This window comes from Chryseobacterium wanjuense (assembly GCF_900111495.1).
In the GTDB taxonomy this organism is placed as follows: Bacteria; Bacteroidota; Bacteroidia; order Flavobacteriales; family Weeksellaceae; genus Chryseobacterium; species Chryseobacterium wanjuense.
In genome coordinates, this window is record NZ_FOIU01000001.1 from 99,839 (window position 1) to 123,575 (window position 23,737).

A 23,737-nucleotide genomic window follows, 5' to 3' on the forward strand; every position below is an offset into this window, starting at 1 on the left:
AATTATTGATTTGTATTAATTTTATTCACAATTGACAATTGACAATTCACTTTAAATAAGCCCCCATTCGAAAGCCTTTCTCAAAAGTTCTTTGCTGTTTCTCGAATTGGTTTTTGTTAAAATATTTTTCCGATGGGTACGGACGGTATGTTCAGAAAGGATAAGCATTTTGGAAATTTCGGATCCTGAGTACCCTTTTGCAATAAGAGATAAAATTTCAGTCTCTCTTCGGGTTAAATTTACTCCGGAAAAATGATTATTTGAAGAAATATTTTCAATTTTTATTTGATGGAAGTCATTTCTGGGTCCAAATCCCGCAATTAAAACCGTACGAGGATTTTCTTTCGTAATATGATTGATATTGGTGTGAATATTAATGGACTGAACCAGATTTCTATCTTCATCTTCCAGTGTAAGAATGGCCTGATGGTGAAAAAGTTCATAGTTTCCGGAGGCGGTTTTCATTCTGAAACAGTAACTTGGCTTAAGATATAGCTGGTGTTCTTTACCGATTTCCATCATTTTTTCGACAACTTTTTGCTCGGCTTTCACAATAAATTCGATATCATCGGGATGGGTAAGATCAATGATTTCCTTTAAATTTTGGGGATATTCTTCTAAACCATGAAGTTTTAAAATATTTTCATGATGATGGGAAATCGTACTGTTGGTAAGATTCAGCACATAATAATAAAATTCACCAATAGCGAACATTTCCCCAATAATGCGCTCGATGGGAGGTATGACCGAAATAGCCTTATTTTCTTTTCTGACACCGGGATAAGTATTCCATACTTCTACCAAAGGGTGTTTTTTTTCTGAATTGTCCATGCTAAAGTTTGACTTCTAAAATAGTTAAAGTTTTCTTAAAAAATACCACAAAAGGGGGATTTTTTTGTATTGATTAAATTTTAAAATTTGTATTGACTAATAACCTTGAAAACTCACTTCTAAAACTATTCTGTTTTGCCATTATTTCTTTGTATTTTTAACCTGTAAATACAATCTGATTATAATTGTTTCTTATAACATAAAAATAAGTTTATAATTTTCTGTTAGCTGTTTGAAAATATAAACTGGAATCCCCTGCAAATTTGTAGGGGATTCATTATTTTGTCATTTTTAAATTGGCTTCAAAAATTACACAAACGGGTAATTTCTTTGTATTCATGGATTTTTAAAATTTGTATAAAAATTGATAACCATGAAAACAAATTTATTATTGCTGTTTCTGCTGGGATGGGCGGGGATAGTTTTCGGACAAGAGCAGGCAAATGGAAAAATAGATGTGAATGCAAATAACATTTTTAGCTTAAGTTTCGAGTCAGATACGATAAAAGTAGAAAAAACATCAAAAGACGGTTATATTTCAATTCCTCTTAAAGTTGATATTGTGAATCCCAAAACCTGGGAAGATTATAAATTTTATATTGAAGTTGATAAGGAGAAAAGTACTTTACCTGTTTCAGATTATGAGTTTGAAGATAATACTTTTAATTTTCCTGATTTAAAAAAGAGTAAAGTCATTACTATTAAACTAAAAAAAGATACCCTTTGGGATAGAGGAAGACAAATCGTTTTAAGTTTAAAAACATCCAAGAATGCCGATGATATAGATAAAAGGAATATTGGATTAAAGAAAAAAATAATAGTTCTTGTGGATGATGGAAAAGATCATATTAATCTTTTTCATGAGTATAATATTCTAGCTTACGTGGGAACAAATTTTGATATTGTAGAAAGTAAAACAAAAGCTAAAAATTTGTTTTTTGCCACAAATATTTTTATACCTCCTGTTGAACGAAGAAATAAAGTAGGTTTTTATTTTAGTTTATATGGAAATAGAACTATGAGTGATATTGATTCTACAGGAAATGTTAATAGAGTATATAAAATTGAACCAGTTTCAGAAACCCAGCACAATGAATATAGGGCACAATATAAAATGGTGACATCAAGAGTTTCAGATAATATAGGAGCATATATAAGTCCATTATTTAAACTTATAAAGTCATCAAATAAACACTTGAGTTTATATTACTCGCCGTCTTTAGAATTTATTTGGAGAAAATCAACAATTACGAGAGATTTTAAAGATCAGAAAAATTCAGAAGTTTCCCTTGTTGACGGGTTTGTACCAGGAACTGTCATAATGGATAATGTTTCAAGAAAAATACAGAATGAATATGTTTTTAATGTGGGGGGAGCAGGTTTTTTCCTCGCTTATCAAACAGCAAATGTTAGCTTTAGAGCACATGCCTCGGTTGGGTATTCATCCTATTTTTATCCAAGTAATTATTTAATAGAAGGAAATACTACAGAAGTTAAAAGAATGCATGATGTGTTTTTTTTAGGAAGAGTATGGTTAACGGAAGCAAACACAGGGATAACTTTGCAGGCAGAAATTATGAACACGGCAATTAATCCTCGTCCATTTTTTGGAGTTACGCTTTCAAAAGCAATTAAATTAGATAAATTAGGAAGTATTTTTACGCCACTAACTGATCGTTGAAAATAATTTAAACAAAAAACAACCTCCCATCGAGAGGTTGTTTTTTATATTATTTGATACTTTATTACAAAGAAGCAGCATGTACCAACATATCTACCAACTTGTTTGAGTAACCCATTTCGTTGTCATACCAAGAAACAAGTTTTACGAAGTTCGGAGAAAGCATGATACCAGCGTCTTTATCGAAGATTGAAGTTCTCTTATCTCCTACGAAATCCTGAGAAACTACAGCATCTTCAGTGTATCCAAGGATACCTTTCAATTCACCTTCAGAAGCAGCTTTGATTACTGAACAGATTTCTTCATAAGAAGCAGCCTTTTCAATTCTCACCGTTAAATCTACTACAGAAACGTCAACAGTCGGTACTCTGAAAGACATACCTGTTAATTTTCCGTTCAATGAAGGGATTACTTTTCCTACCGCTTTAGCAGCACCTGTAGAAGAAGGAATAATATTGTTAAGAGCAGCTCTACCCCCTCTCCAGTCTTTCGCAGAAGGACCGTCAACAGTTTTTTGAGTCGCCGTTGTAGCGTGTACCGTAGTCATCAAACCTTCTACGATCCCGAAGTTATCGTGGATTACTTTAGCTAAAGGAGCTAAACAGTTTGTTGTACAAGACGCGTTTGATAAAATTTTGATATCGTCAGTAAGTTCTTTGTGGTTTACCCCCATTACGAACATTGGCGTATCATCTTTAGAAGGAGCAGAAAGAATTACTTTTTTTGCACCAGCATTGATATGTTTAGCAGCATTTTCTTTATCAAGGAAAAGACCTGTAGATTCTACGATATAATCAGCTCCGATTTCGTTCCACTTTAGGTTGTTCGGGTCTCTTTCAGCTGTTACTCTGATTCTTTTTCCGTTTACCACAAGGTCGTTTCCTTCTACAGAAACCTCACCTGGGAAAATCCCGTGTACAGAATCATATTTTAACATGTAAGCCATGTATGTAGCATCGATAAGGTCATTGATTCCTACTACTTCGATGTTATCTCTTTCAGTCATTGCTCTGAAAACAAGACGTCCAATTCTACCAAACCCGTTGATACCTACTTTGATTGTTGACATAATAGTTTGTTTTAATTATATTAAAAATATTAGATTGCTAAAATTTCTGAAATCAGTAAAAGATCTTTGTTGATTTCATTATGTTTTTTAATGGCTTCTTCGATAGGTGTGTACACAATATCGTTGGAACGCATCCCTGCCATTACGTTTGTTTGTCCTTCCATTAATCCTACTACGGCTCCGTAACCCAATCTGCTCGCCAAAACCCTGTCTGCACAGCTTGGAGACCCACCTCTTTGGATGTGTCCTAAAATCGTAACACGAATGTCATAATCAGGAAATTCCTGTTTAGTCTGCTCTGCAAGTTCATAAATATTGGCCAGCCTTTCACCTTCAGCTACGACCACAATACTGGAAGCTTTCCCAGTTTTTTCAGCATTTCTGAAATTGGCAAAAAGATCAGACATACTGTCTTTTTTCTCAGGAATTAAAATGTCCAAAGCACCAGTTGCCAATCCGCTGTTTAAAGCAATAAAACCAGCATCACGACCCATTACTTCAACAAAGAAAACCCTGTTGTGAGAAGTTGCCGTATCACGGATTTTATCTATCGCTTCCATTGCTGTATTCAAGGCTGTATCATATCCGATGGTGTTGTCAGTCCCGAAAATATCATTATCAATAGTTCCCGGTACACCGATTACTTTGATTCCGAATTCTTCGTTAAAAATTTTTGCTCCGGTAAAAGTTCCGTCCCCACCAATGCAAACCAACGCGTCAACACCATGTTTTACGCAGTTGTCATAAGCTTTTTGGCGGCCTTCTTTAGTTTTAAATTCCATGGAACGGGCAGATTTCAGAATAGTTCCGCCCTGGTTGATTATATTTTTTACAGAACGAGGTCCCATTTTCAGGAAATCCCCGCTGATCAGACCATTATAGCCTTCTCGTACTCCGTAACATTCTATGTTATAATAGTTTGCGGTTCTTACCACCGCTCTTAATGCTGCATTCATACCCGGAGAATCTCCTCCTGAAGTAAGAACTGCAATTTTTTTTACAGCACTCTCTTTCATCTAGTAAAAAATTTCGAACACAAATTTACAAAAACAAGTTCAGATAATTGCAGTAACTTCATAAGAGTTTTGAATATAAATTATTAGAAATGTCTAAAATTTGTCGGTTTAATATGTAATCCTTGTCAAGGTTCGAAACCTTGACAAGGATTATCTGGATAATATTTTAAATCTTTTTTAAAGTTTTCAAGTCTTTAATTTTTGTTTCTTTTATTTCAAGACAAAAAGAAATTTAATATTTCTCCGTCAAATACTTCCAATATCTCCTCGGAACATGCTGAATATGTAGTTTCAGATTCTTTCTCTCGACAATATTGGTTTTCGTAAAATACCGTTGCCAAAGCGTCTGATATTGCGTTTCCTCGTCGTGAAATTTCTGCTGATATTTATTTAAGTCTAATTTTTCATCAGGATAAAAAAAATCGCAGCTTTCCAGATCATAGAGAATTCCATAATTTCTTCTCAGATCATAGATCATCCATTTTTGATCCTGGTAACGGTCTTTAAAATGTTTTCGAATCAAAGGAAGAACATTGAAATCAGGATCGATTTTAGCGAAAAAAACATCATCCTGCATCTTTTCGAAACGGACAAAAGCTGTCATCCGGTGCCTTTCCCGACTTACAGATTTGCAGATTTTGGAAATTTTCAACATATCATTATCGGCATAATTTTGTAAAATATTTTCATCCGGATGTTTTATAGATTGTTTTACCGCAGATAAAATAAGCTGTTCCGATTCAGTATCTTCCGATAAATAAACCTTCAAAAGGTCATGGATTCCGGATTTTCCGATGTTTTGTTCTAATTTATTTAAAACTCTTTCAGCTTTATCATTTTGAGTAATCACCTCATGGATTTCCGCAAAAATATTTTCCTGATGAAACCTTTCTCTGCTTACAATTTCCACATCTTGATAACGATATTCAAAAACTTCAAATATCGCTGTGAAAAGCCCGTCGAAACTGCCGTCGTAGAGTAGGGTGGTCATGGTTTGATGTAACAATTTAGTAATTTAAAATGTAATAATTTGAGCGTCTCGTTATTCAGTTTGTCATGTTGAAAGCATCTAGGCAAAGTATTAGAGAAACAATTTTAAATGTATGTTGAGATCCTTTCAGGATGACAAAGAGGTTGTTTGATTTTGTGTTATTTGTGAAAAACATTCGTGCCATTTGTGTTTACATCAAAAAAGCGTCAGTTGCTGCGAAAATTGATTATGAAACTTTGAAGAACTTCCGCCAATCAACAGTTTTCTGAAATTTTTATCCGTTAAATATTTCAAATACGCATTTCCTGTATTAAAATCGATAAAATATCTCGCCCGATTCACCGCTGCACCCAGCTTTTTCAAATGATCCAACGTTAAAACCTGAAAACGTCTTGCACTGACAATTTTCTGCGCAGTTTTTACTCCAATTCCGGGAATTCTTAAAATCATCTGATAATCTGCAGTCTGCAAATTAACAGGAAATTGATGAAGATGTCTCAAAGCCCAGCTTAATTTCGGATCGACTTCCAAATCTAAAAACGGCATATTCGGATCTAAAATTTCTTCTGCTTTAAAACCATAAAAACGCATAAGCCAATCCGATTGATACAAACGGTTTTCCCGAAGCATCGGAACTTCCGTCGTTAAAGAAGGCAGTCTTTTATCTTCCAAAACCGGAACATACCCGGAATAGTAAACTCTTTTAAGATTAAAATTTTTATAAAAATGATCGGCAACCTTGATAATTTGTAAGTCATTTTCATTCGTAGCACCTACAATCATCTGCGTGGATTGTCCTGCCGGCGCAAACTTCGGAACTTTCCTGAAAATTTTCTTTTCGTCCTTGTATTGCGCAATTCCGTTTTGAATATATTTCATCGGATTGAGCATATCCTGTCGATTTTTTTCAGGAGCCAGTAATTTGAGGCCACTTTCTGTAGGAATTTCAAGATTAATGGATAATCTGTCGGCGTACAAAGCTGCTTCCTGCATCAGTTCATCGCTCGCTCCGGGAATTGATTTTAAATGAATATATCCGTTAAAATTTTCTTCCAGGCGTAATTTTTTCGCGACGCGAACCAATCGTTCCATCGTGGTATCCGCATTTTTGAAAATTCCTGAACTTAAAAATAACCCTTCAATATAGTTTCTACGGTAAAAATTGATCGTTAAATCAACGACTTCTTCTACTGTAAACGCAGCTCTTTTAATATCATTCGAACTTCTGGAAACACAATAAGCACAGTCGTAAATACAATGATTGGTCAATAGAATTTTGAGAAGCGAAACACATCGTCCGTCTTCGGTATAGGTATGACAGATTCCGCTCGCAGAACTGTCTCCCAAAGCGCCTTTCGTATTCTTTCTCGTTCCTCCGCTGGATGAGCACGAAACGTCATATTTCGCTGCATCGGCAAGGATTTCGAGTTTTTCTTTGAGGCGGTCAAAATTCATATTTAATTTTATTTTTTACCAAAAAAGGATTTAATTTTTTTTCTTTTAACATATGACTTATGTGTTAAAAAAAATATAACTTTTATAGTTTAAACTTTAAAATTTCTATTCAAATTTAATTCCAAAATTGATAAATGTCAACCTTTTTTCATTGAAGTTATCAACATAAAACAGAGACAAAATTAGTATATTTACGGTCAATAATTTATGAGTGAGATCGCAAACTCGCGATTCCATATTATATAAAATGCATACCTATGAACCATAAACCCGTTGAAGGTTTTTCTAAATTGACAAAACAAGGGAAAATCGATTGGCTTGTAAACGAATATCTTGAAGGAAACGAAGAATATCAACATATATTAAAACAATACTGGAACGAAAATGCTGATCTTCAGAAACTTCACGATGAGTTCTCTGAAAATACCATTTCCAATTTCTATATGCCTTACGGAATTGCACCGAATTTCCTGATTGACGGAAAATTATTCGCCCTTCCAATGGCTGTTGAAGAAAGTTCAGTAGTTGCAGCGGCGTCAAAAGCTGCAAAATTCTGGATTGATAAAGGTGGTTTTAAAACTACGATCATCAACAACGAAAAACTGGGACACACTCACTTTATATTTAACGTGGAATCTCATAAACTACTTCATTTTTTTAATTTTAATTTAAAGAAAAAATTAATTGAAGCTACGAATGACATTACCGCAAATATGAGAAATCGCGGTGGTGGAATTTTAGATATCAAATTAGTTGATAAAACTGCGGAAATGCCAAATTATTATCAGCTTAAAGCAAGTTTTGATACAGTAGATTCTATGGGTGCGAATTTCATTAATTCTTGTCTGGAACAGTTTGGAAAAACATTAAAACAGGAAGTTGCGGTAAGCGAAGATTTCACTCAGGAAGAAAAGAATTCTTTACAGATCGTGATGAATATTTTGTCGAATTTCACTCCGGATTGTATCGTGAGGGCTGAAGTTTCCTGTAAGATTGAAGACCTGAAAGACGACAGCGGAATTTCAAACGAAGAATTTGCAAGAAAATTCAAGCAGGCGGTGACGATTGCTGAAATTGAACCTTTCCGGGCGACAACTCATAATAAAGGGATCATGAATGGAGTAGATGCTGTTGTAATCGCAACCGGAAACGACTTTAGGGCGACCGAGGCTTGTGCTCATGCATATGCAGCGAGAAACGGAAGATATTCTTCTTTAACACATTGTACAACAGACAACGGAGTTTTCAGATTCTGGATCGATCTTCCGATTTCTGTAGGTGTTGTGGGCGGTTTAACGAACCTTCATCCGCTGGTAAAATTCTCTTTGGCACTTCTTGGAAAGCCTTCTGCTCAGGAATTGATGAGTATTTTGGCGGTTTCCGGACTGGCTCAGAATTTTGCGGCGCTACGTTCTTTGGTGACAACCGGAATTCAAAAAGGGCATATGAAAATGCATTTGCTTAATATTTTAAATCAATTAGGTGCAACGGAAGAAGAAAAGCAACATTTTGTGACTTATTTTAAGGATAAAACCGTGAGTCATCATGAGGTTATTAATGAATTTAACCGATTGAGAGAGAAATAATGTTTGGAATTATTGTCTCAGCTTTTATGCTGACTTTCGGGATTTTTCTGAAATTAACTAAAAATCCGGGCTTTGCACAAAATAAAAAGCTGGCGTGGGTTTTCATCGGGATTGGAGCTATATCATTAGTATTTAAGATTATAAATTATAAATGAAAACAATTACTTTAGTTTTTGGTGCCGTTTACGGAATGCTGTCCGTGATTTTGGGTGCATTCGGCGCGCACGCTTTAAAGAAAATCTTGTCTTTGGAAAGGCTGGAAAGTTTTGAAACGGGAGTAAGATATCAGATGTATGCTGCTTTCTTTTTGTTGATTATTGGCTACATTTTAAAATTTGAGACTTCAACGGAAAAATGGACTTCCATTTTAATGATTGTGGGAACTTTCCTGTTTTCTGTGAGCATTTATTTCCTAAGTCTTCAGGATTATTTAGGTGCCAACCTGAAGTTTTTAGGACCGATCACTCCGCTTGGAGGTTTGTTGATGATCCTTAGCTGGGGAATGCTGATTCTTTATTTTGCGAAGAATAGAATTTAATTTATAAATAAGCCTTCGACAGGCTCAGACTGACACCCGTAATAGGTGCTGAAAAGGTCAAGGGCAAATTTTTATAAGTTTAAAATAAAAGCGCGAGCGAAGCGAGCGTCAAAACAGTTAGTATTCGCGATGTCATGCTGAACCTGTCGAAACATTTTAATGTTTGCAGGCTAATTTTTTCGTCCGCAAATGCATTAATACTCATCAAAGATCATAAATTAATACACAATTATGATCTTAATTTTAAAATCAATTTAAATGAAAATCAATAGAAGAAGACGCCTAATCAGAACATTTGATCTTTTGGATCAGCCCATCAGATTTAATCCGTTTGTTTTTAGCCGGACTTTTTTTATGTGGGCTTTTACAGGTCTTGTTGGTGGCGTGATTGCCGGGTTGTATTGGATTGTCCTCGAACATTTTACTGAATTTCTAGCAGAATTTCAAGGGTGGATGGTGATTCCGACGATGGCTGTTTGTGGCTTGCTGGCGGGTTTGGTGATTCATTTTTTTGGAGATCCGGGAGAAATTCATTTGATTGTAAATAATATCAGATTTAATAAAGGAAAATTAGAACCGAAAAATAATCCTTCCATGATTTTGTCTTCACTTTTCTGTGTGGCATCGGGAGGAAGTTTAGGCCCTGAAGCACCTTTGGTTCAGGTAACGGGTTCTACGGGAACCTGGCTGGGAAAAATTTTCAGATTAAAAGGAGAAGAATTACGTTCTTTAAGCATCGCGGGAATGGCATCGGGCTTTACGGCACTTTTCGGTGCTCCGCTTGGAGGAAGTCTTTTTTCTTTGGAAATTCTTCATCACAAACACGCGGTTGAATATTACAAAGCCATTATTCCAGCCCTTGTAGCAAGCTGTTTCAGTTATCTGATGTTTGCCTTGATCATTCACATGGGAATCGGGGCAACGTGGAACCTGAAAGATTATCATTACTCAGGAGTTTATGATTTTGCCTATGCAACAGCTTTCGGGATTGTCGGTACTTTATTCGGCTGGATTTTTATTTTTGTTGTTAAATTTTTCAAAAAAATCTTTGAATACAGGAAGCTTCCTATCTATATTACAATGATGATTGGCGGCATTATTTTGGGAGTTATCGCTTTCTATCTACCGATTACAAGATATTTTGGGCATAATGAAATCAATGAAATTATCAACGGGAATTTTACATTAGATTTTTTAATTATTGTTTTAATTTTTAAAATTTTAGCAATTGCCATTACCGTAACTTCCGGATGGAGAGGTGGTTTTATCATTCCGCTTTTCTTTGTGGGAACGACTTTGGGATTAATTATTCATAATCTTTTCCCTACCGTTGACACAACGCTGGCCATTGTAAGCTGTATGGCTGCGATCAATGCCTGTGTAACGAGAACTCCGATGAGTACAACGATTATTTTGGGGACTTTAACAGGGTTTACGTACTTCGTGCCGATACTTTTTGCGAGTTTAACAGGCTATTTCCTGGCTCCGAAAATTCCGTTTATCGGTTCACAATCTGAAAAATTATCCGAAGAATAGGACAAAATAGAAAGATATGTTAAAAATCAAGTTCTCTGAACTTTAAATTTTAAGCCAATAAACTTGAACTTCCGTGTCTTTTTAGTAAATTTGTCAACCTTTAAATTTTAAAATAAAATAATAAAAATAATATGAATCTTCACGAGTATCAATCAAAAGAGATTTTATCAAAGTACGGAGTAGCTATCCAACGTGGTTACGTAGCAAATAACGTAGACGAAGCTGTAGCTGCTGCTGAAAAACTAACTGCTGAAACTGGCGCTCAAGGGTGGGTAGTAAAAGCTCAGATCCACGCAGGTGGTCGTGGTAAAGGTGGTGGTGTAAAGTTCTCTCCAAATATGGATAAGCTTAAAGAAAACGCTCAGAACATCATCGGAATGCAGTTGGTAACTCCACAAACGTCTGCTGAAGGTAAAAAAGTAAATTCTGTTTTGGTTGCAGAGGATGTATATTATCCGGGAGAGTCAGAAACTAAAGAATTTTATGTTTCTATTCTTTTAGACAGAGCTGAAGGTAAAAATACAGTAGTATATTCTACTGAAGGAGGTATGGATATCGAGCACGTTGCTGAGGTAACTCCTCATTTGATCCACAAAGAAATCATTGATCCTGCTTTAGGTCTTCAGGGTTTCCAGGCTAGAAAAATTGCTTTCAACCTAGGTCTTGAAGGGAATGCTTTCAAAGAATTCACAAAATTCATCACTTCTTTATATAATGCTTATACAGGTATCGATGCTTCTCTTTTCGAGATCAACCCTGTATTGAAGACTTCTGATAACAAAATTATCGCTGTAGATGCTAAAGTAACTTTGGATGACAACTCATTGTTCCGTCACAAAGATCTAGCTGAACTGAGAGATACGAGAGAAGAAGATCCAATGGATGTTGAAGCTGGTGAAGCTGGTCTTAACTTCGTAAAACTAGACGGTAACGTTGCTTGTATGGTAAACGGAGCTGGTCTTGCAATGGCTACAATGGATATCATCAAATTATCTGGTGGTAACCCTGCCAACTTCCTGGACGTTGGAGGTACTGCTGATGCTCAGAGAGTACAGACTGCTTTCGGAATCATCTTGAGAGATCCAAACGTAAAAGCAATCTTGATCAACATCTTCGGAGGTATCGTAAGATGTGACAGAGTGGCTCAGGGTGTTGTAGATGCTTACAAAGCAATGGGTAGCCTTCCGGTTCCATTGATCGTAAGATTACAGGGAACTAACGCTGTTGAAGCTAAAAAATTAATTGACGAGTCTGGTCTTCCGGTTCACTCTGCAATTACTTTAGAAGAAGCTGCAAACAAAGTAAAAGAAGTTTTAGCTTAGTCTAAAATTTTTATATAAAATTAAATCCGTTTCATTTTTTTGGAACGGTTTTTTGTTTTCATTAATAGGAAAATCATCATTTATATGATTTCTAACGTCTTATTTTAATCATGATTTTCGTTGATTAAAGTGTCTCCGTTGGTAATATTAATACTCGTCGGCGTTACCAATTGGATATTATCCGAATCCAGACGTTGCTTGATTTTCATTAAAGCTTCATTTTTTACCAAAGCCATATTGGCGCCGACTTTCATCCAAAATTTAGCCTGAAGATTAAAAACGCCTTGTTTTAAGTCTGTAAAAATAACTTCAGCGGTATCCAGTTTGTCTGCATTTTCCAGATTTTTTATGACTTCTAAAATTCCTATTTGTGCTTTGTTGACATCCTCATCTGCAGGAATTTCAAAATTTAAAATAATTCTTCGCTGAGGTGAAGCTGTAATATTAGAGAACGGAGCATTGAAAACAACCTGATTCGGGATGTATACTTTTTTACCATCATCGGTAATTATTTTTGTGGTTAAAAATCCAATTTCGATAACAGTTCCCGAGTTGGCTCCAATGGTGATATAATCTCCTACTTTAAAGGCTTTATCGATTCCGATGAGCATTCCTGAGAAGATACTAGAGACTAAATCTTTCAATGCTACCCCTGCAATGACCCCTGCCACTCCCAAGCTTCCGATGAATTTCCAAAGGAAATTGCTGAATCCCATGATCTCAAGAGCAATGAAAGTTCCCATCAGCATAATAATAAATCTGAAAACACTGATTAAGGTTACCAAAGAACTTTCCTTTTTGCTTTTAGGAAAAAATTTATGGAAAAATTTTACGGCAATCTGACTAAAATATTTGCTGGTAATCAAGAAGAATGAGAATACCAGAATTCCTACAATTAATTTTGGAGTAAGCTCTGCAAATTTTAAATACCAGTTTTCCAAGACTTTATAAACAACATCGAAGTAGCTTAAACCATTTTTTTGCATGAAGTAAAATTATTTACATTAAATATAAAAAAAATCAACAAAAATTTTGCCAGTCTTAAAAAGTCTACTAAATTTGTAGACTAACAAAACAAAATATTATGTCAATTAAACTAGGAGATACGGCACCCAATTTTCAGGCAGAAACCTCTGTCGGAGATATTAATTTTTATGACTATCTGGGAGATTCGTGGGGAATTTTATTTTCACACCCGGCAGATTATACACCAGTCTGTACGACGGAATTGGGGTATACTTCAAAACTGAAGTCGGAGTTTGAAAAAAGGGGAACTAAAGTCATTGCCCTGAGTGTAGATGGAGTAGAAGATCACCTGAACTGGATTAAAGATATTAATGAAACCCAGAATACAGATGTACAGTTTCCTATCATAGCAGATAAAGAAAGGAAAATTTCAGAATTATATGATTTTATTCATCCTAATGCTTCTGCGACTACGACAGTACGTTCGTTGTTAATCATTGATCCGGAGAAAAAAGTAAGATTAATTATCACATACCCGGCTTCTACCGGAAGAAATTTTAATGAAATTATTCGAGTGCTGGATTCTCTTCAGTTAGTTGATTCATATAAAGTGGCAACACCCGTAAACTGGGAAAACGGAGAAGATGTGATTGTCCCACCTGCAATTTCTACGGAAGATGCAAGAAAAATATTTCCGAAAGGCGTTACGGAAATAAAGCCGTATCTGAGATATACACCTCAACCTAATACATGATTTATTTGATTTTTTATAGTTTAGTTTTAATTTGTACGAAAAGCGCCCCAAAAATTTTGGGGCGCTTTCAAGATATACGATATGTATATGTGAAGTGATTCTATTTTACGTCGTTTACGACTTGTTTTGCTTTCGAAGTAGGAATATAGATACTGAAACCTAAATTGAAAGTAATGTTAGAAGTAAGACCTTCATTACCAAATCCGGTAACTCCAGCATATTTTACCAAACCTTCAAGACCGATATTCGGAGTAATGAAGTAAGAGTAACCAGGACCTACACCGAAATCCAGACCCGTTGTAGAAGTACCTCCTTTAGTAGATTGCCCTCCAATACCTAAGTTTCCTTCAAAAAACCATCTTCCGTGGTTTAATAAATTATCAACACCTTTCTCTCCCGGAGATAGATAGTAACGTCCTAAACCTCCTACAGCATAGGTAAATTGTGTTCCGGAATCTTTACTTACTTTACTGGTACCTAATGTTACGTATCCTCCGACAGCAACGTTATCTTTTATAAAATATGCACCCTTCGGCTGAATTGCGATGTCATATCCTGCGTCTGTGTTCAATCCGAATCTACTGGATATAAGGCTGCTTCCAACCATCCAGTTTCCTTTTTGAATTTGAGCATTCATAGTCGTAGCCAAACCAGCTACAGCAAGTATGCCGGTTAAAATCAGTTTTTTCATAATTTATCTTTTTAATAATTAATGTTTTATTATTTGTCAAATAAAGAAAAAACAAGAAATGTGCCATACTTGTTCAACACTTGGTGAATTTTTATAATTTTTGTTAATTTAATGAAAATTATTTTCTTTTAATTCGTAATTATAGTTAAAATTATAATTATATTAAATAAATAACAAAATAATAGAAACTACAATGCCTATAATTGTAAAAATAATTCCGCGCTTAAAAATTTTTGATTTTGGGTTAAACATCCAAAAACTTGATATGACAAAAAAGAAAAGAGATATGCCAAAAAAGGTATTTAATGGCGAAAGGGTGTCTTTAGATTGTGCCTTGTGCAATTTTGTCATCTTGTCCAAAACAAAAGGAAGTTCTTTTTTTGAGTATTTTGCTTCACCGGTTTCCGTATTATAAGTCCCCTGTTTGAAGGTTAAAATAGAGCCCTCTGTTTTTTCTACTTCCAGGTTTTTTATTTTTAATTCTTTGCCAAGTTCTTTTTCAGAAAGGTTTTTGTCGATTACTTTGTCATATTTTTTTTCTTTTTTAAGGAAATCTGTATCCCTGTAAACCAGCAGAACACCGCTCAAAGCATAAATAGCCATGATTCCCGCCAGAAAATATCCCAGATAGCGGTGTGTGATTCTCATGAAACTTCTTGTATCCTTAATCTTATCCATATCGTCTTTGTTTTTTAAAGTTTAAAAGTGGAAACTGCAAAATTGCAATTCCCACTCTTTTTATTTGAAGTAATTGGTATTATTAAATTATTAAAGTTTATACGTCAAAGTAAAATAATAATTTCTTGGTGTAATAGGGTTTACCGAATAATTTTCGTGTACATTATAGTTCACTACATCAAACAAATTTCCTACTTTTCCTTGGATCATGAATTTTTTCCATTCGTAGCCTAAACTTAAATCGACTGTTGTAAAGCCTTCAACATCGATCATTCTTGTAACTTGGGTTTGGTTTTTTGTGTCATTCCAGCCTGCTTTTCTGTCACCTGTGTAGAATGCTGTTGCACCAACTCTTAATCCTTTAGCAAAGTTTGTAAATGTGTAGAATACAGAAGCATTTGCTGTCACAGCAGGTGTTCTTACCAATCTTTGATCCTCAACATAGCCATAAACGTCAGGAGTTTCTGTGTACACAGAATTATTATATGACACTCCTCCTATTAATGATAAATTGGTAAGCGGATTTCCGGTGATATCCAATTCTACACCCCGGCTTCTTACTTTACCTGCAAATTCTTTTAAATTGGAATCTGAGTTCTGTGTACCATCAGCTTTGAATCTCGCTGTGTTGTAAGTATTATTGTTAATGATTTGATAAGCCGTTAAGTTAATGGCTACTGCATTATTAAATACATTCTTTTTAATACCAATTTCATACTGATCTACGGTAGAAGGTTTTAATGCTTCAAAATATACTGTAGTTCCTGTGTTTGGAACGAATGAGTTGGTATAAGTCGCAAATACTGAAAGATTATCATTTGGATTATAAACAATGCCAACTTTCGGAGAAAAAGCGTGATCTTCCGTTTTTGCACTTGTAGCAGCAACAGGGTTATTTGGCAAGAATATTTTATCACTGGACTCTCCGTTCGTTAAATAAGAAAAACGTACTCCAGCTAATAATTTTAAAGATTTTGTTAGTTCTACAAGATCTTGTGTATAAATTCCCAATCTTCTTGTAGGAATTCTTCTTCTGTACGTTTTATCAGCGGTTGGCATTGCTCCTTCATTACTCCATGTAGAAGGATCATTTAGAAGTAATGTACCTAAAGTTGTACTGCTTAGTTTGAAAGTATATGAATCAGCCTGACCATAATCACCGTCGGTTCCTACTAAAAGTTTATGAACTATATTTCCTGTTTTAAATTCTCCATTTAAGTTGATCTGCAGGGAAGTGTAGTTTTGCTCATTATAAGTTCTTCCAACAGGTCTTGTCCAAGACGGATTGAAATTATTGTTTTTTGAATTATAAGCCCACTGAATCCTCTCTGTAGAAAAATAATCTTTCGTATAGTTTTGATAAGAAGCTACAGCGTTTAAAGCCCAGTTGTTATTAAATTTATGATTTAAAATCACATCGGTTGAAGCCTGTTGATTGGTTTGATATTGCCAATTTGCTCCAAAGAATTGATTTCTTCCAATTTCGGTTGCCAATCTTGAAACTCCGGTAGCATTATCCGTGACACTTCCGATTCCAAAATCCGGTGTGAAATTATGGTATAAATAATCACCTTCTACTATTAACTGTGTATTTTCACTAAGATTAAAAACAAAAGACGGGTTGAAATAATTCTTTTTAGATTGTACCAAATCCCTGAAACTTTCAGCATATTCATAAGCTCCGTTTACTCTAAAAGCAATATTTTTTGATAGAGGTCCATAAATATCAATTGTTGGTTTGTAAGAATTCCAGCTTCCGGCACTGAAGCCAAATGCACCTCCAAATTCGAATTTTGGTTTTTTTGTGATTAAGTTTACAATTCCACCAGGACCAACGTTTCCATATAACATTGCATTCGCTCCTTTTAAAACTTCAACTCTCTCCAAGCCGCTTACTTCAGGAAAAACCCCACTATTTACTTTAGCTCCGTTTTTGAAAATATTATCGTTCCCAAATGTGAAACCACGTCCACCAAAACTATCCTGAGAACCGCCTCTTGCAGAAGTTAAGTAAATACCATTTACATTTCTAATAACATCACTCAACTGTTTAGCCTGTTGCTGCTCAATGATTTCGTGCGTTACAATCGACATAGCCTGCGGATTTTCCATTACCGTAAGGTTAGACTTTGTAGAAAGCGGTCTCGCTTTGTTGGGATTTCCTGTTTTATGTAAGTTCACGTCTTCAATGGTCTGAACTCTGACAGTATCCGCTTCCGTATTTTTCATTTGTGCAGATAAGGATATCGCTGTGAACAATAATCCTAAGGTAACCAGCTGTTTTTTCATTCGTACTATTATTATTTAGAGAGGTTTTAAATAAGTGGCAAAAGTAAGGCTTATTTAGAATTATTCGAAATAAAAATAATGATTTTTATCACTTTAATTAAGAATTAATAATTCCCGAACACGACAAAACAGATAATATTTTTATAGATATATTTGTTAAAAATAAAAATTATGCAATTGGTAAAAGTAGGTTTGTGTGCATTCGGGATGAGCGGAAAGGTTTTCCATGCCCCGTTTCTAAAGGAACATCCGGGATTTTTTATGTCTGCAGTAGTGGAAAGAAGCAAGGAAGATTCAAAAGAAAAATACCCTGAGGCAACCATTTATCGATCAGTAGAAGAAATGCTGAAAAATGCAGATATTGAGCTGGTTGTAGTGAATACACCCGTTCAGACTCATTTTGAATATACCAAAATGGCGCTCGAAGCCGGAAAAAATGTAGTGGTTGAAAAACCTTTTACAGTTAATGTTTCCCAGGCAGAAGAACTGGTAAAACTGGCAGAAGAAAAGGGATTGTTTCTAAGTGTTTATCAAAACAGAAGATTCGACCGTGATTATCTTCAGGTACAAAAAATCATGAGTGAAGGAAACGTAGGCAATATTAAAGAAGCCGAAATCCGTTTCGACAGATTCCGCACCGAGCCAAGCGGGAAAGCCCATAAAGAAAATCCGGAAGCTACTGGTTCTGGCTCGCTTCACGATTTGGGATCACATTTGGTCGATCAGGCGGTGCAATACTTTGGTTTTCCGGAAAGATTGTTTGCAGATGTTTTTTCTATGAAAGGAAAAGAGTTTGCGAATGACTATTTTGAAATTATTTTATTTTATCAAAATGATTTGAGAGTAAGGTTAAAATCTTCGGTTTTCACTAAGGAAGCACATTATGCATACGCTATTCATGGGGAAAAAGGAAGCTTTTTGCAAGAACGAACAGATAATCAGGAAAATGAATTGGTCGCAGGAGCTGTTCCCGAATATGGAAAAGAATGGACGCAGCCTTTAAAAGAACCGGATGGAATTCTGAATTATTTAAATGAAAATAAAGAAACCCAAAGAATTTTTACATCAAGCGAACCCGGAAATTATATGAATTATTATCAGCAGATCTATGAATTTATTGTTTTCGGATATGCATTGCCATCACCGGCAGAAGAAATCATCAAAAACATGAAGATCATTGATGCAGCCTGGGAAAGTTCTAAGGAAGGGAAAATTGTAACTTTGTAAGTATTTGATTCGGAGGGTTTTAGTGTTTGAGAGTGGGTGTTTTTAGAAAAAAGTATTAAAAATTTAATTCTCAAATACTCTCACCCTCAAACCCTCCAACTCCAAAACTCTCCAACCCAATTATCCTTCTCCCAGCATTTCCTGAAGTTCCAGCCATCTCATTTCGTGGTTTTCCAGTTTTTCGGAAATGGCTTCGAGGTCTGCAGAAAGTTTTGAAATCTTTTCATAATCAGATTCATTGTTGAGAGAATCTAGGATTTCAGCTCTTTTTGTTTCCAGTTCGGGCATTTCTTTTTCGATGGTTTCTAATTCTTTTTGTTCTTTAAAGGAAAGTTTTTTCTTTTTAAACGAGTTTTGAGAAATATTTGGTGCGGAAACAGGCTCTTTTACTGGCTCAACTTTCTGAACTGCCGATTTTTCCAAAGATTCTTCGCGGCTTTTTGCTTCACGATATTCTGAGAAATTTCCGACAAAATCTTTAATTTTTCCTTCTCCTTCGAAAGCTAAAATATGATCAACAATTCTGTCCATAAAATATCTGTCGTGGGAAACGATAATCAGTGAACCTTGAAACTGTTGCAAAAAGTTTTCAAGAACCGTGAGTGTCGGAAGATCCAAGTCATTGGTAGGCTCATCAAAGATCAGGAAATTCGGATTCTGATATAAAATATACATCAGATGCAATCTCCTTTTTTCACCTCCGGAAAGCTTTGAAATCGGAGAATACTGCGTCTGGTCGTCAAATAAAAATAATCTTAAAAACTGCGATGCAGAAAGACTTTTTCCGTTGGCCAAAGGATAAAACTCCGCAACTTCTTTAATAAAATCAATGACTCTTTCATCTTCTTTATACTGCAATCCTTTTTGAGAAAAATATCCGAAATGAATGGTTTCCCCGGTTTCAATTTCACCATTATCAAATTTTTCAAATCCCTGGATAATATTTAAAAGCGTCGATTTCCCAACTCCGTTTTTTCCTACGATTCCTACTTTTTCACCTCTTTGAAATTGGTAGCTGAAATCTTTAAGCAACACTTTATTTCCAAAACTTTTATCAATATGTTTTAGTTCAAGGATTTTTTTACCCAAACGTTTCATTTCAAAATCCAGTTCCAGGCCTTGTTTTCGGGTGTCGGTTTTAGCTACTTTTTCCGTTTCGTAGAAAGAATCGATTCTTGATTTTGATTTTGTCGTTCTTGCTTTTGGCTGTCTTCGCATCCACTCTAGCTCCTTTCTGTAAAGGTTGTTGGCCTTATCGATCGTTGCATTTAAGTTGTCCTCACGAATCATTTTGTTCTCAAGATATGTTGCATAAGAACCGTTGTGAATGTAAAGGTTTTTGTCTTCCAGCTCCCAGATGATATCGCAGACACTGTCTAGAAAATACCGGTCGTGGGTTACCAGTAATAAGGTGATTTTAGCTTTATTCAAATAATTTTCAAGCCATTCTACCATTTCTACATCGAGGTGGTTGGTGGGCTCATCCATGATGAGAAGGGTATGACGGTGTTCCGCTCTGGTTTCCGTTAACAATTTTGCCAGTGCCACACGTTTGATCTGTCCTCCGGAAAGGGTTCCCATTTTAGCTTCCAGATCTGTGATTTTAAGCTGGGAAAGAATCTGTTTCATTTCATTTTCCAGATCCCAGGCTTTGTGGGCTTCCATTTCGGCTAATGCTTTTTCAATAAAATCATTGTCTGTGGAATGAAGCGATTTATGATAATTTTTCAGAGCTTTGATCGGTGCAGAATCCAACGTCATCATGAATTCCTCAATGGTAAGATCAGAATTAAAATCAATTTCCTGATCAAACAAAACCACCTGTATATCTTTATTAATATTCACTGTTCCGCTGTCTGCTACTTCTTTTCCCATCAGGATTTTCAGAATGGTAGATTTTCCGCTTCCGTTTTTGGCTACAATGGCAATTTTGTCCCCTTCATTGATGTGAAAAGAAATATTTTCAAACAAAACTTTAATGCCATAAGATTTGGTGAGATTTTCAACAGAAACGTAATTCATTGGAATGTAATACTTTAATTTAAAACTTAAATCGAGCCGCAAAAATACGAAAATGTATCAACAAAAACTTTTAAATAAAGCGATTCCGAAACAGCAGATTCTGGCGTTTTTTTTAAATTGAAAATAATAACGATTCTTTGATTGTTTTAAATTATTATTCATTAAATAGTATTTTGTTTGTGATTTTTTAATTGAAATTAATAAAATTTTGATTTTAATATATTTTGTATTGATTTTTGATGTAGCTTTATGTAACTAATTTTAAAAATTAAAACTATGATGCAAATTAACTTTTGGGCTATTCTTGTAGCCGCAATCGTCCCTCTCATTATGGGATTTATCTGGTATCATCCAAAAATTTTCGGTACTGTTTGGATGCGTGAAGCCGGATTGTCGGAAGATAAAATGCAGGGACAGATGATAGGAGTTTTTATTTTCTCACTGATTTTATCGGCGCTCATGGCCTTTTTCCTTCAGATGGTGACGATTCACCAGTTTGGAGCTATGGGAATGGTCGGCGGCGACGAGATGAACGCCAAAGATTCTTACACCGCTTTCATGAAAGACTACGGAATGGCTTACCGTTCTTTTGGTCACGGCGCTTTGCATTCTTTTATGGCAGGGATATTTTTTGTTTTTCCTCTTATTGCCATTAATGCCATGTTTGAAAGAAAATCCTGGAAATACACCATGATCAATACGGCGTATTGGACGATCACCATTACCATTATGGGAGGAATTATTTGCGGATGGTATGCCGTAGATGGTTTTTATTGGGTGACTCAAAAATAATTTTAACGGTTTAAAAGATAGGGCTACATTTGTGTGGCCTTTTTTATGTCTTATAATTTAAAAATATACTCCACTGTTTCAGATTTACCTGAATATTGGAACACTGTGATTGGGAACCATAATATTATGCTTTCCAAAGAATATTTCCATGTTCTTGAAGTGTCCTCTCCTCAAAATATGCGATGTTATTTTGTGGGATTTTTCCTGGATAATGAATTGATTGGTGGCGCTTTGTTTCAATATCTGGACTTTCAATATCATTCTACTTTTCAGAAAAACCAGGTTTGGTGCAGCATCAGGAATTTCTTTGGACGGCAGTTCAGCAAAGATGTGATGATTCTCGGAAATAATATGCTGACCGGGCAAAACGGGTTTTATTTCGATTCGTCAAAAATTAATCTAGAACAGGTTGTTCCTCTTCTGGATAAAGCGGTTTGTAAGATGCAAAAAGAGATCAGAAAAACGTCTTTGATAATTTATAAAGATTATCAGTCGAATTTTGTTACTTATTTTAATGATAAGGCGCATCAGGCTTACTTTAAATTTTCAGTGCAGCCGACAATGATTTTAAAATTAAGAAAGCAATGGTTGAATTTTGAAGACTATTTAAATGATTTTTCAACAAAATACAGAACCAGAGCCAAATCTGCCAAGAAAAAATTACAGGGAATCGAGAAGAGGGAGCTTCATTTGAGAGAAGTGAAAAAGCTTCAGAAAGAAATGAATTTCCTCTACCAGAATGTCGCGGAAAATGCACCTTTCAATACATTTTTCCTGGCTGAAAATCATTTTGAAATGATGAAGGAAAATTTAAAAGATAACTTTAAAATCTTTGGATATTTTTCAGAGCAAAAGTTAATTGGTTTCTATACTTTAATCCTGAATAATGAAGATATTGATACCTATTTTTTAGGTTACAATAAAGAACTTCAAAAGGAAAAACAACTTTATCTGAATATGTTGTTGGATATGGTGGATTTTTCAATCCATCATCAGTTTAAAAGAATTATTTTCGGAAGAACAGCTTTGGAAATAAAATCGACTATCGGCGCAGAACCCGTAGAAATTTTCGGATTAATTAAACATAAAAGTTTTCTTGCCAACCAATTCATGAAAAATATTTTTCCTTCACTTTCCCCAAAAACAGAATGGATTCAGCGAAAACCGTTTAAATGATTTTAAACACAAATGACACAAATATTTTCATGGATAACACAAATGAAATTAAAAAAAAGATAATTACAATCATCTGCTTAATCTACAAAATCCGCGAGAGAATTCCAAAACACAAATAACACAAATGTTCTCACAAATAAACACAATGTTTTATATCAATAGGAACGGGCTTTAGCCCGTTTAAAAAAATAAAATAAATCAATCGGCTTTAGCCAAAACATAAAAATCAATCCAAAGTCAATCTTTTCAAAGACCAGGAACTCCCATTATAAATATCCAAATCAACCTTCGCATTAATCCCGTGAACAATTCCGTTTTCTGTAAACTGCCAAAAATCCCAGTCGTCATTGGGTGATGGAGTAGGAACATCATTGTAATTGGCCAGCCAAAGTGGATAATCATCAAATTCTCCCTTCAGAAAGTCTTTGTAATAATGATAATAGGTGTAGATAATAGGTTTTTCGCCATATGTTTCCTCAATGATTTTACACCAGATTTTCAAATCTTCGAGCAACTTTTTGTTAGTCTTACGTTTCGGAATTTTTTCAATATCTAAAATTGGAGGGAGATCTCCGCTTTCCAGTTTTACATTTTCAAGAAAATTATTTGCCTGAATTACAGGATCTTCATCAACTCTGTAAAAATGATAGGCTCCGCGGATCAATTCATGCTTTTTTGCCTGTTCCCAAAACTCATCAAAATGTTTATCAGCATTTCGGTTGCCCATCGTAGCGCGCATCACGACAAATTCCAGAGGGATGGTTCTATTTCCGATACTTAAACTGTCCCAGTTGATGTCTTCTCTGTTTTGATAATGCGAAATATCAAATCCATAGGTCTTATTAAGATTATCAGACAAGATTTTTTGAATTCTTAAAGCTTCCGCTTCAGTGTTATGAAGTTTTTTATGTTTAAATTTATTAAAGTACAGCGCGTAATAATAGCTTATAGATTGCTTTAAATAAAGACCTGTTCCTACCAAAGCAATTATTAAAATTATCAATACTACTTTTCGACGCAAAAAATAGTTCTTTCGTCGCTTCTGGTGGATCTTGGCGGTCTTTTTGCTGTATTTTCTCTGAGTCATAAAGTTTTGCAAAACTAACTTTTTTCAATA

General features: G+C 35.1%; 20 protein-coding genes. 9 read left to right on the plus strand and 11 right to left on the minus strand.

Annotation, left to right across the window (positions count from 1 at the left end; genetic code table 11):
- Positions 1 to 51 precede the first annotated feature (51 nt).
- Positions 52 to 831: a response regulator transcription factor gene (locus BMX24_RS00405; protein ID WP_089790030.1), complete on the minus strand. Its 780-nt coding sequence runs from the start codon at positions 829 to 831 to the stop codon at positions 52 to 54.
- Between the two features lie 373 nt (positions 832 to 1,204).
- Between BMX24_RS00405 and BMX24_RS00410 the strand changes: the two genes are divergently transcribed.
- Positions 1,205 to 2,512, plus strand: coding sequence for a hypothetical protein (locus tag BMX24_RS00410; RefSeq protein ID WP_089790031.1), 1,308 nt, complete (start codon positions 1,205 to 1,207; stop codon positions 2,510 to 2,512).
- 64 nt (positions 2,513 to 2,576) lie between these two features.
- Here BMX24_RS00410 and gap read toward each other — a convergent pair whose 3' ends face one another.
- The 4 genes from gap to BMX24_RS00430 all read right to left on the minus strand — a co-directional run bounded on the left by gap (position 2,577) and on the right by BMX24_RS00430 (position 7,043).
- Positions 2,577 to 3,581, minus strand: coding sequence for a type I glyceraldehyde-3-phosphate dehydrogenase (gene gap, locus BMX24_RS00415; RefSeq protein ID WP_089790033.1), 1,005 nt, complete (start codon positions 3,579 to 3,581; stop codon positions 2,577 to 2,579).
- 29 nt (positions 3,582 to 3,610) lie between these two features.
- Entirely contained in the window at positions 3,611 to 4,597 is a 987-nt protein-coding gene (gene pfkA, locus BMX24_RS00420; protein WP_089790035.1) for a 6-phosphofructokinase, read from the minus strand.
- A gap of 232 nt (positions 4,598 to 4,829) precedes the next feature.
- The gene (locus tag BMX24_RS00425) at positions 4,830 to 5,588 is read right to left on the minus strand and encodes a TIGR03915 family putative DNA repair protein (RefSeq protein WP_089790036.1); all 759 of its coding nucleotides are present in this window, start codon (positions 5,586 to 5,588) and stop codon (positions 4,830 to 4,832) included.
- A gap of 195 nt (positions 5,589 to 5,783) precedes the next feature.
- Positions 5,784 to 7,043, minus strand: coding sequence for a putative DNA modification/repair radical SAM protein (locus BMX24_RS00430; RefSeq protein WP_089790038.1), 1,260 nt, complete (start codon positions 7,041 to 7,043; stop codon positions 5,784 to 5,786).
- A 257-nt stretch (positions 7,044 to 7,300) separates the two neighbouring features.
- Here BMX24_RS00430 and BMX24_RS00435 point away from each other — a divergent pair, with 257 nt between their 5' ends.
- The 4 genes from BMX24_RS00435 to sucC all read left to right on the plus strand — a co-directional run bounded on the left by BMX24_RS00435 (position 7,301) and on the right by sucC (position 12,025).
- The gene (locus tag BMX24_RS00435) at positions 7,301 to 8,629 is read left to right on the plus strand and encodes a hydroxymethylglutaryl-CoA reductase, degradative (RefSeq protein ID WP_089790040.1); all 1,329 of its coding nucleotides are present in this window, start codon (positions 7,301 to 7,303) and stop codon (positions 8,627 to 8,629) included.
- Between the two features lie 151 nt (positions 8,630 to 8,780).
- Positions 8,781 to 9,167 carry a DUF423 domain-containing protein gene (locus BMX24_RS00440; protein WP_089790042.1) on the plus strand — a complete coding sequence of 129 codons (387 nt, stop codon included), beginning with the start codon at positions 8,781 to 8,783 and terminating at the stop codon, positions 9,165 to 9,167.
- 258 nt (positions 9,168 to 9,425) lie between these two features.
- Positions 9,426 to 10,703 carry a chloride channel protein gene (locus tag BMX24_RS00445; protein WP_089790044.1) on the plus strand — a complete coding sequence of 426 codons (1,278 nt, stop codon included), beginning with the start codon at positions 9,426 to 9,428 and terminating at the stop codon, positions 10,701 to 10,703.
- 131 nt (positions 10,704 to 10,834) lie between these two features.
- On the plus strand, positions 10,835 to 12,025 hold the full coding sequence (gene sucC, locus BMX24_RS00450) for an ADP-forming succinate--CoA ligase subunit beta (RefSeq protein WP_089790045.1): 1,191 nt from the start codon (positions 10,835 to 10,837) through the stop codon (positions 12,023 to 12,025).
- Between the two features lie 104 nt (positions 12,026 to 12,129).
- Here sucC and BMX24_RS00455 read toward each other — a convergent pair whose 3' ends face one another.
- The gene (locus BMX24_RS00455; protein ID WP_089790046.1) at positions 12,130 to 13,011 is read right to left on the minus strand and encodes a mechanosensitive ion channel family protein; all 882 of its coding nucleotides are present in this window, start codon (positions 13,009 to 13,011) and stop codon (positions 12,130 to 12,132) included.
- Between the two features lie 98 nt (positions 13,012 to 13,109).
- Between BMX24_RS00455 and BMX24_RS00460 the strand changes: the two genes are divergently transcribed.
- Positions 13,110 to 13,745: a peroxiredoxin gene (locus BMX24_RS00460; protein ID WP_089790050.1), complete on the plus strand. Its 636-nt coding sequence runs from the start codon at positions 13,110 to 13,112 to the stop codon at positions 13,743 to 13,745.
- Positions 13,746 to 13,845: 100 nt separating this feature from the next.
- Here the strand turns inward: BMX24_RS00460 and BMX24_RS00465 are convergent, their stop codons facing one another.
- From BMX24_RS00465 to BMX24_RS00475, 3 genes are all read right to left on the minus strand, one after another.
- Positions 13,846 to 14,436 carry a hypothetical protein gene (locus tag BMX24_RS00465; protein ID WP_089790052.1) on the minus strand — a complete coding sequence of 197 codons (591 nt, stop codon included), beginning with the start codon at positions 14,434 to 14,436 and terminating at the stop codon, positions 13,846 to 13,848.
- Between the two features lie 162 nt (positions 14,437 to 14,598).
- Positions 14,599 to 15,114 (minus strand): hypothetical protein, encoded by a 516-nt coding sequence (locus BMX24_RS00470; RefSeq protein WP_089790054.1) that lies wholly within the window; start codon positions 15,112 to 15,114, stop codon positions 14,599 to 14,601.
- Between the two features lie 90 nt (positions 15,115 to 15,204).
- The gene (locus tag BMX24_RS00475; protein ID WP_089790056.1) at positions 15,205 to 17,403 is read right to left on the minus strand and encodes a TonB-dependent siderophore receptor; all 2,199 of its coding nucleotides are present in this window, start codon (positions 17,401 to 17,403) and stop codon (positions 15,205 to 15,207) included.
- Positions 17,404 to 17,574: 171 nt separating this feature from the next.
- On the opposite strand from BMX24_RS00475, the gene BMX24_RS00480 reads away from it, so the two are divergent.
- On the plus strand, positions 17,575 to 18,630 hold the full coding sequence (locus BMX24_RS00480; RefSeq protein WP_089790058.1) for a Gfo/Idh/MocA family oxidoreductase: 1,056 nt from the start codon (positions 17,575 to 17,577) through the stop codon (positions 18,628 to 18,630).
- 120 nt (positions 18,631 to 18,750) lie between these two features.
- Here BMX24_RS00480 and BMX24_RS00485 read toward each other — a convergent pair whose 3' ends face one another.
- Positions 18,751 to 20,652, minus strand: coding sequence for an ABC-F family ATP-binding cassette domain-containing protein (locus BMX24_RS00485; RefSeq protein WP_089790060.1), 1,902 nt, complete (start codon positions 20,650 to 20,652; stop codon positions 18,751 to 18,753).
- Positions 20,653 to 20,928: 276 nt separating this feature from the next.
- Here BMX24_RS00485 and BMX24_RS00490 point away from each other — a divergent pair, with 276 nt between their 5' ends.
- Both BMX24_RS00490 and BMX24_RS00495 read left to right on the plus strand, forming a co-directional pair.
- Positions 20,929 to 21,444 carry a DUF1761 domain-containing protein gene (locus tag BMX24_RS00490; protein WP_317040864.1) on the plus strand — a complete coding sequence of 172 codons (516 nt, stop codon included), beginning with the start codon at positions 20,929 to 20,931 and terminating at the stop codon, positions 21,442 to 21,444.
- A gap of 126 nt (positions 21,445 to 21,570) precedes the next feature.
- Positions 21,571 to 22,620 (plus strand): peptidogalycan biosysnthesis protein, encoded by a 1,050-nt coding sequence (locus BMX24_RS00495; RefSeq protein ID WP_139176673.1) that lies wholly within the window; start codon positions 21,571 to 21,573, stop codon positions 22,618 to 22,620.
- Between the two features lie 226 nt (positions 22,621 to 22,846).
- Here BMX24_RS00495 and BMX24_RS00500 read toward each other — a convergent pair whose 3' ends face one another.
- Positions 22,847 to 23,707 (minus strand): glycoside hydrolase family 25 protein, encoded by an 861-nt coding sequence (locus BMX24_RS00500; protein WP_089790064.1) that lies wholly within the window; start codon positions 23,705 to 23,707, stop codon positions 22,847 to 22,849.
- Between the last annotated feature and the right edge of the window lie 30 nt (positions 23,708 to 23,737).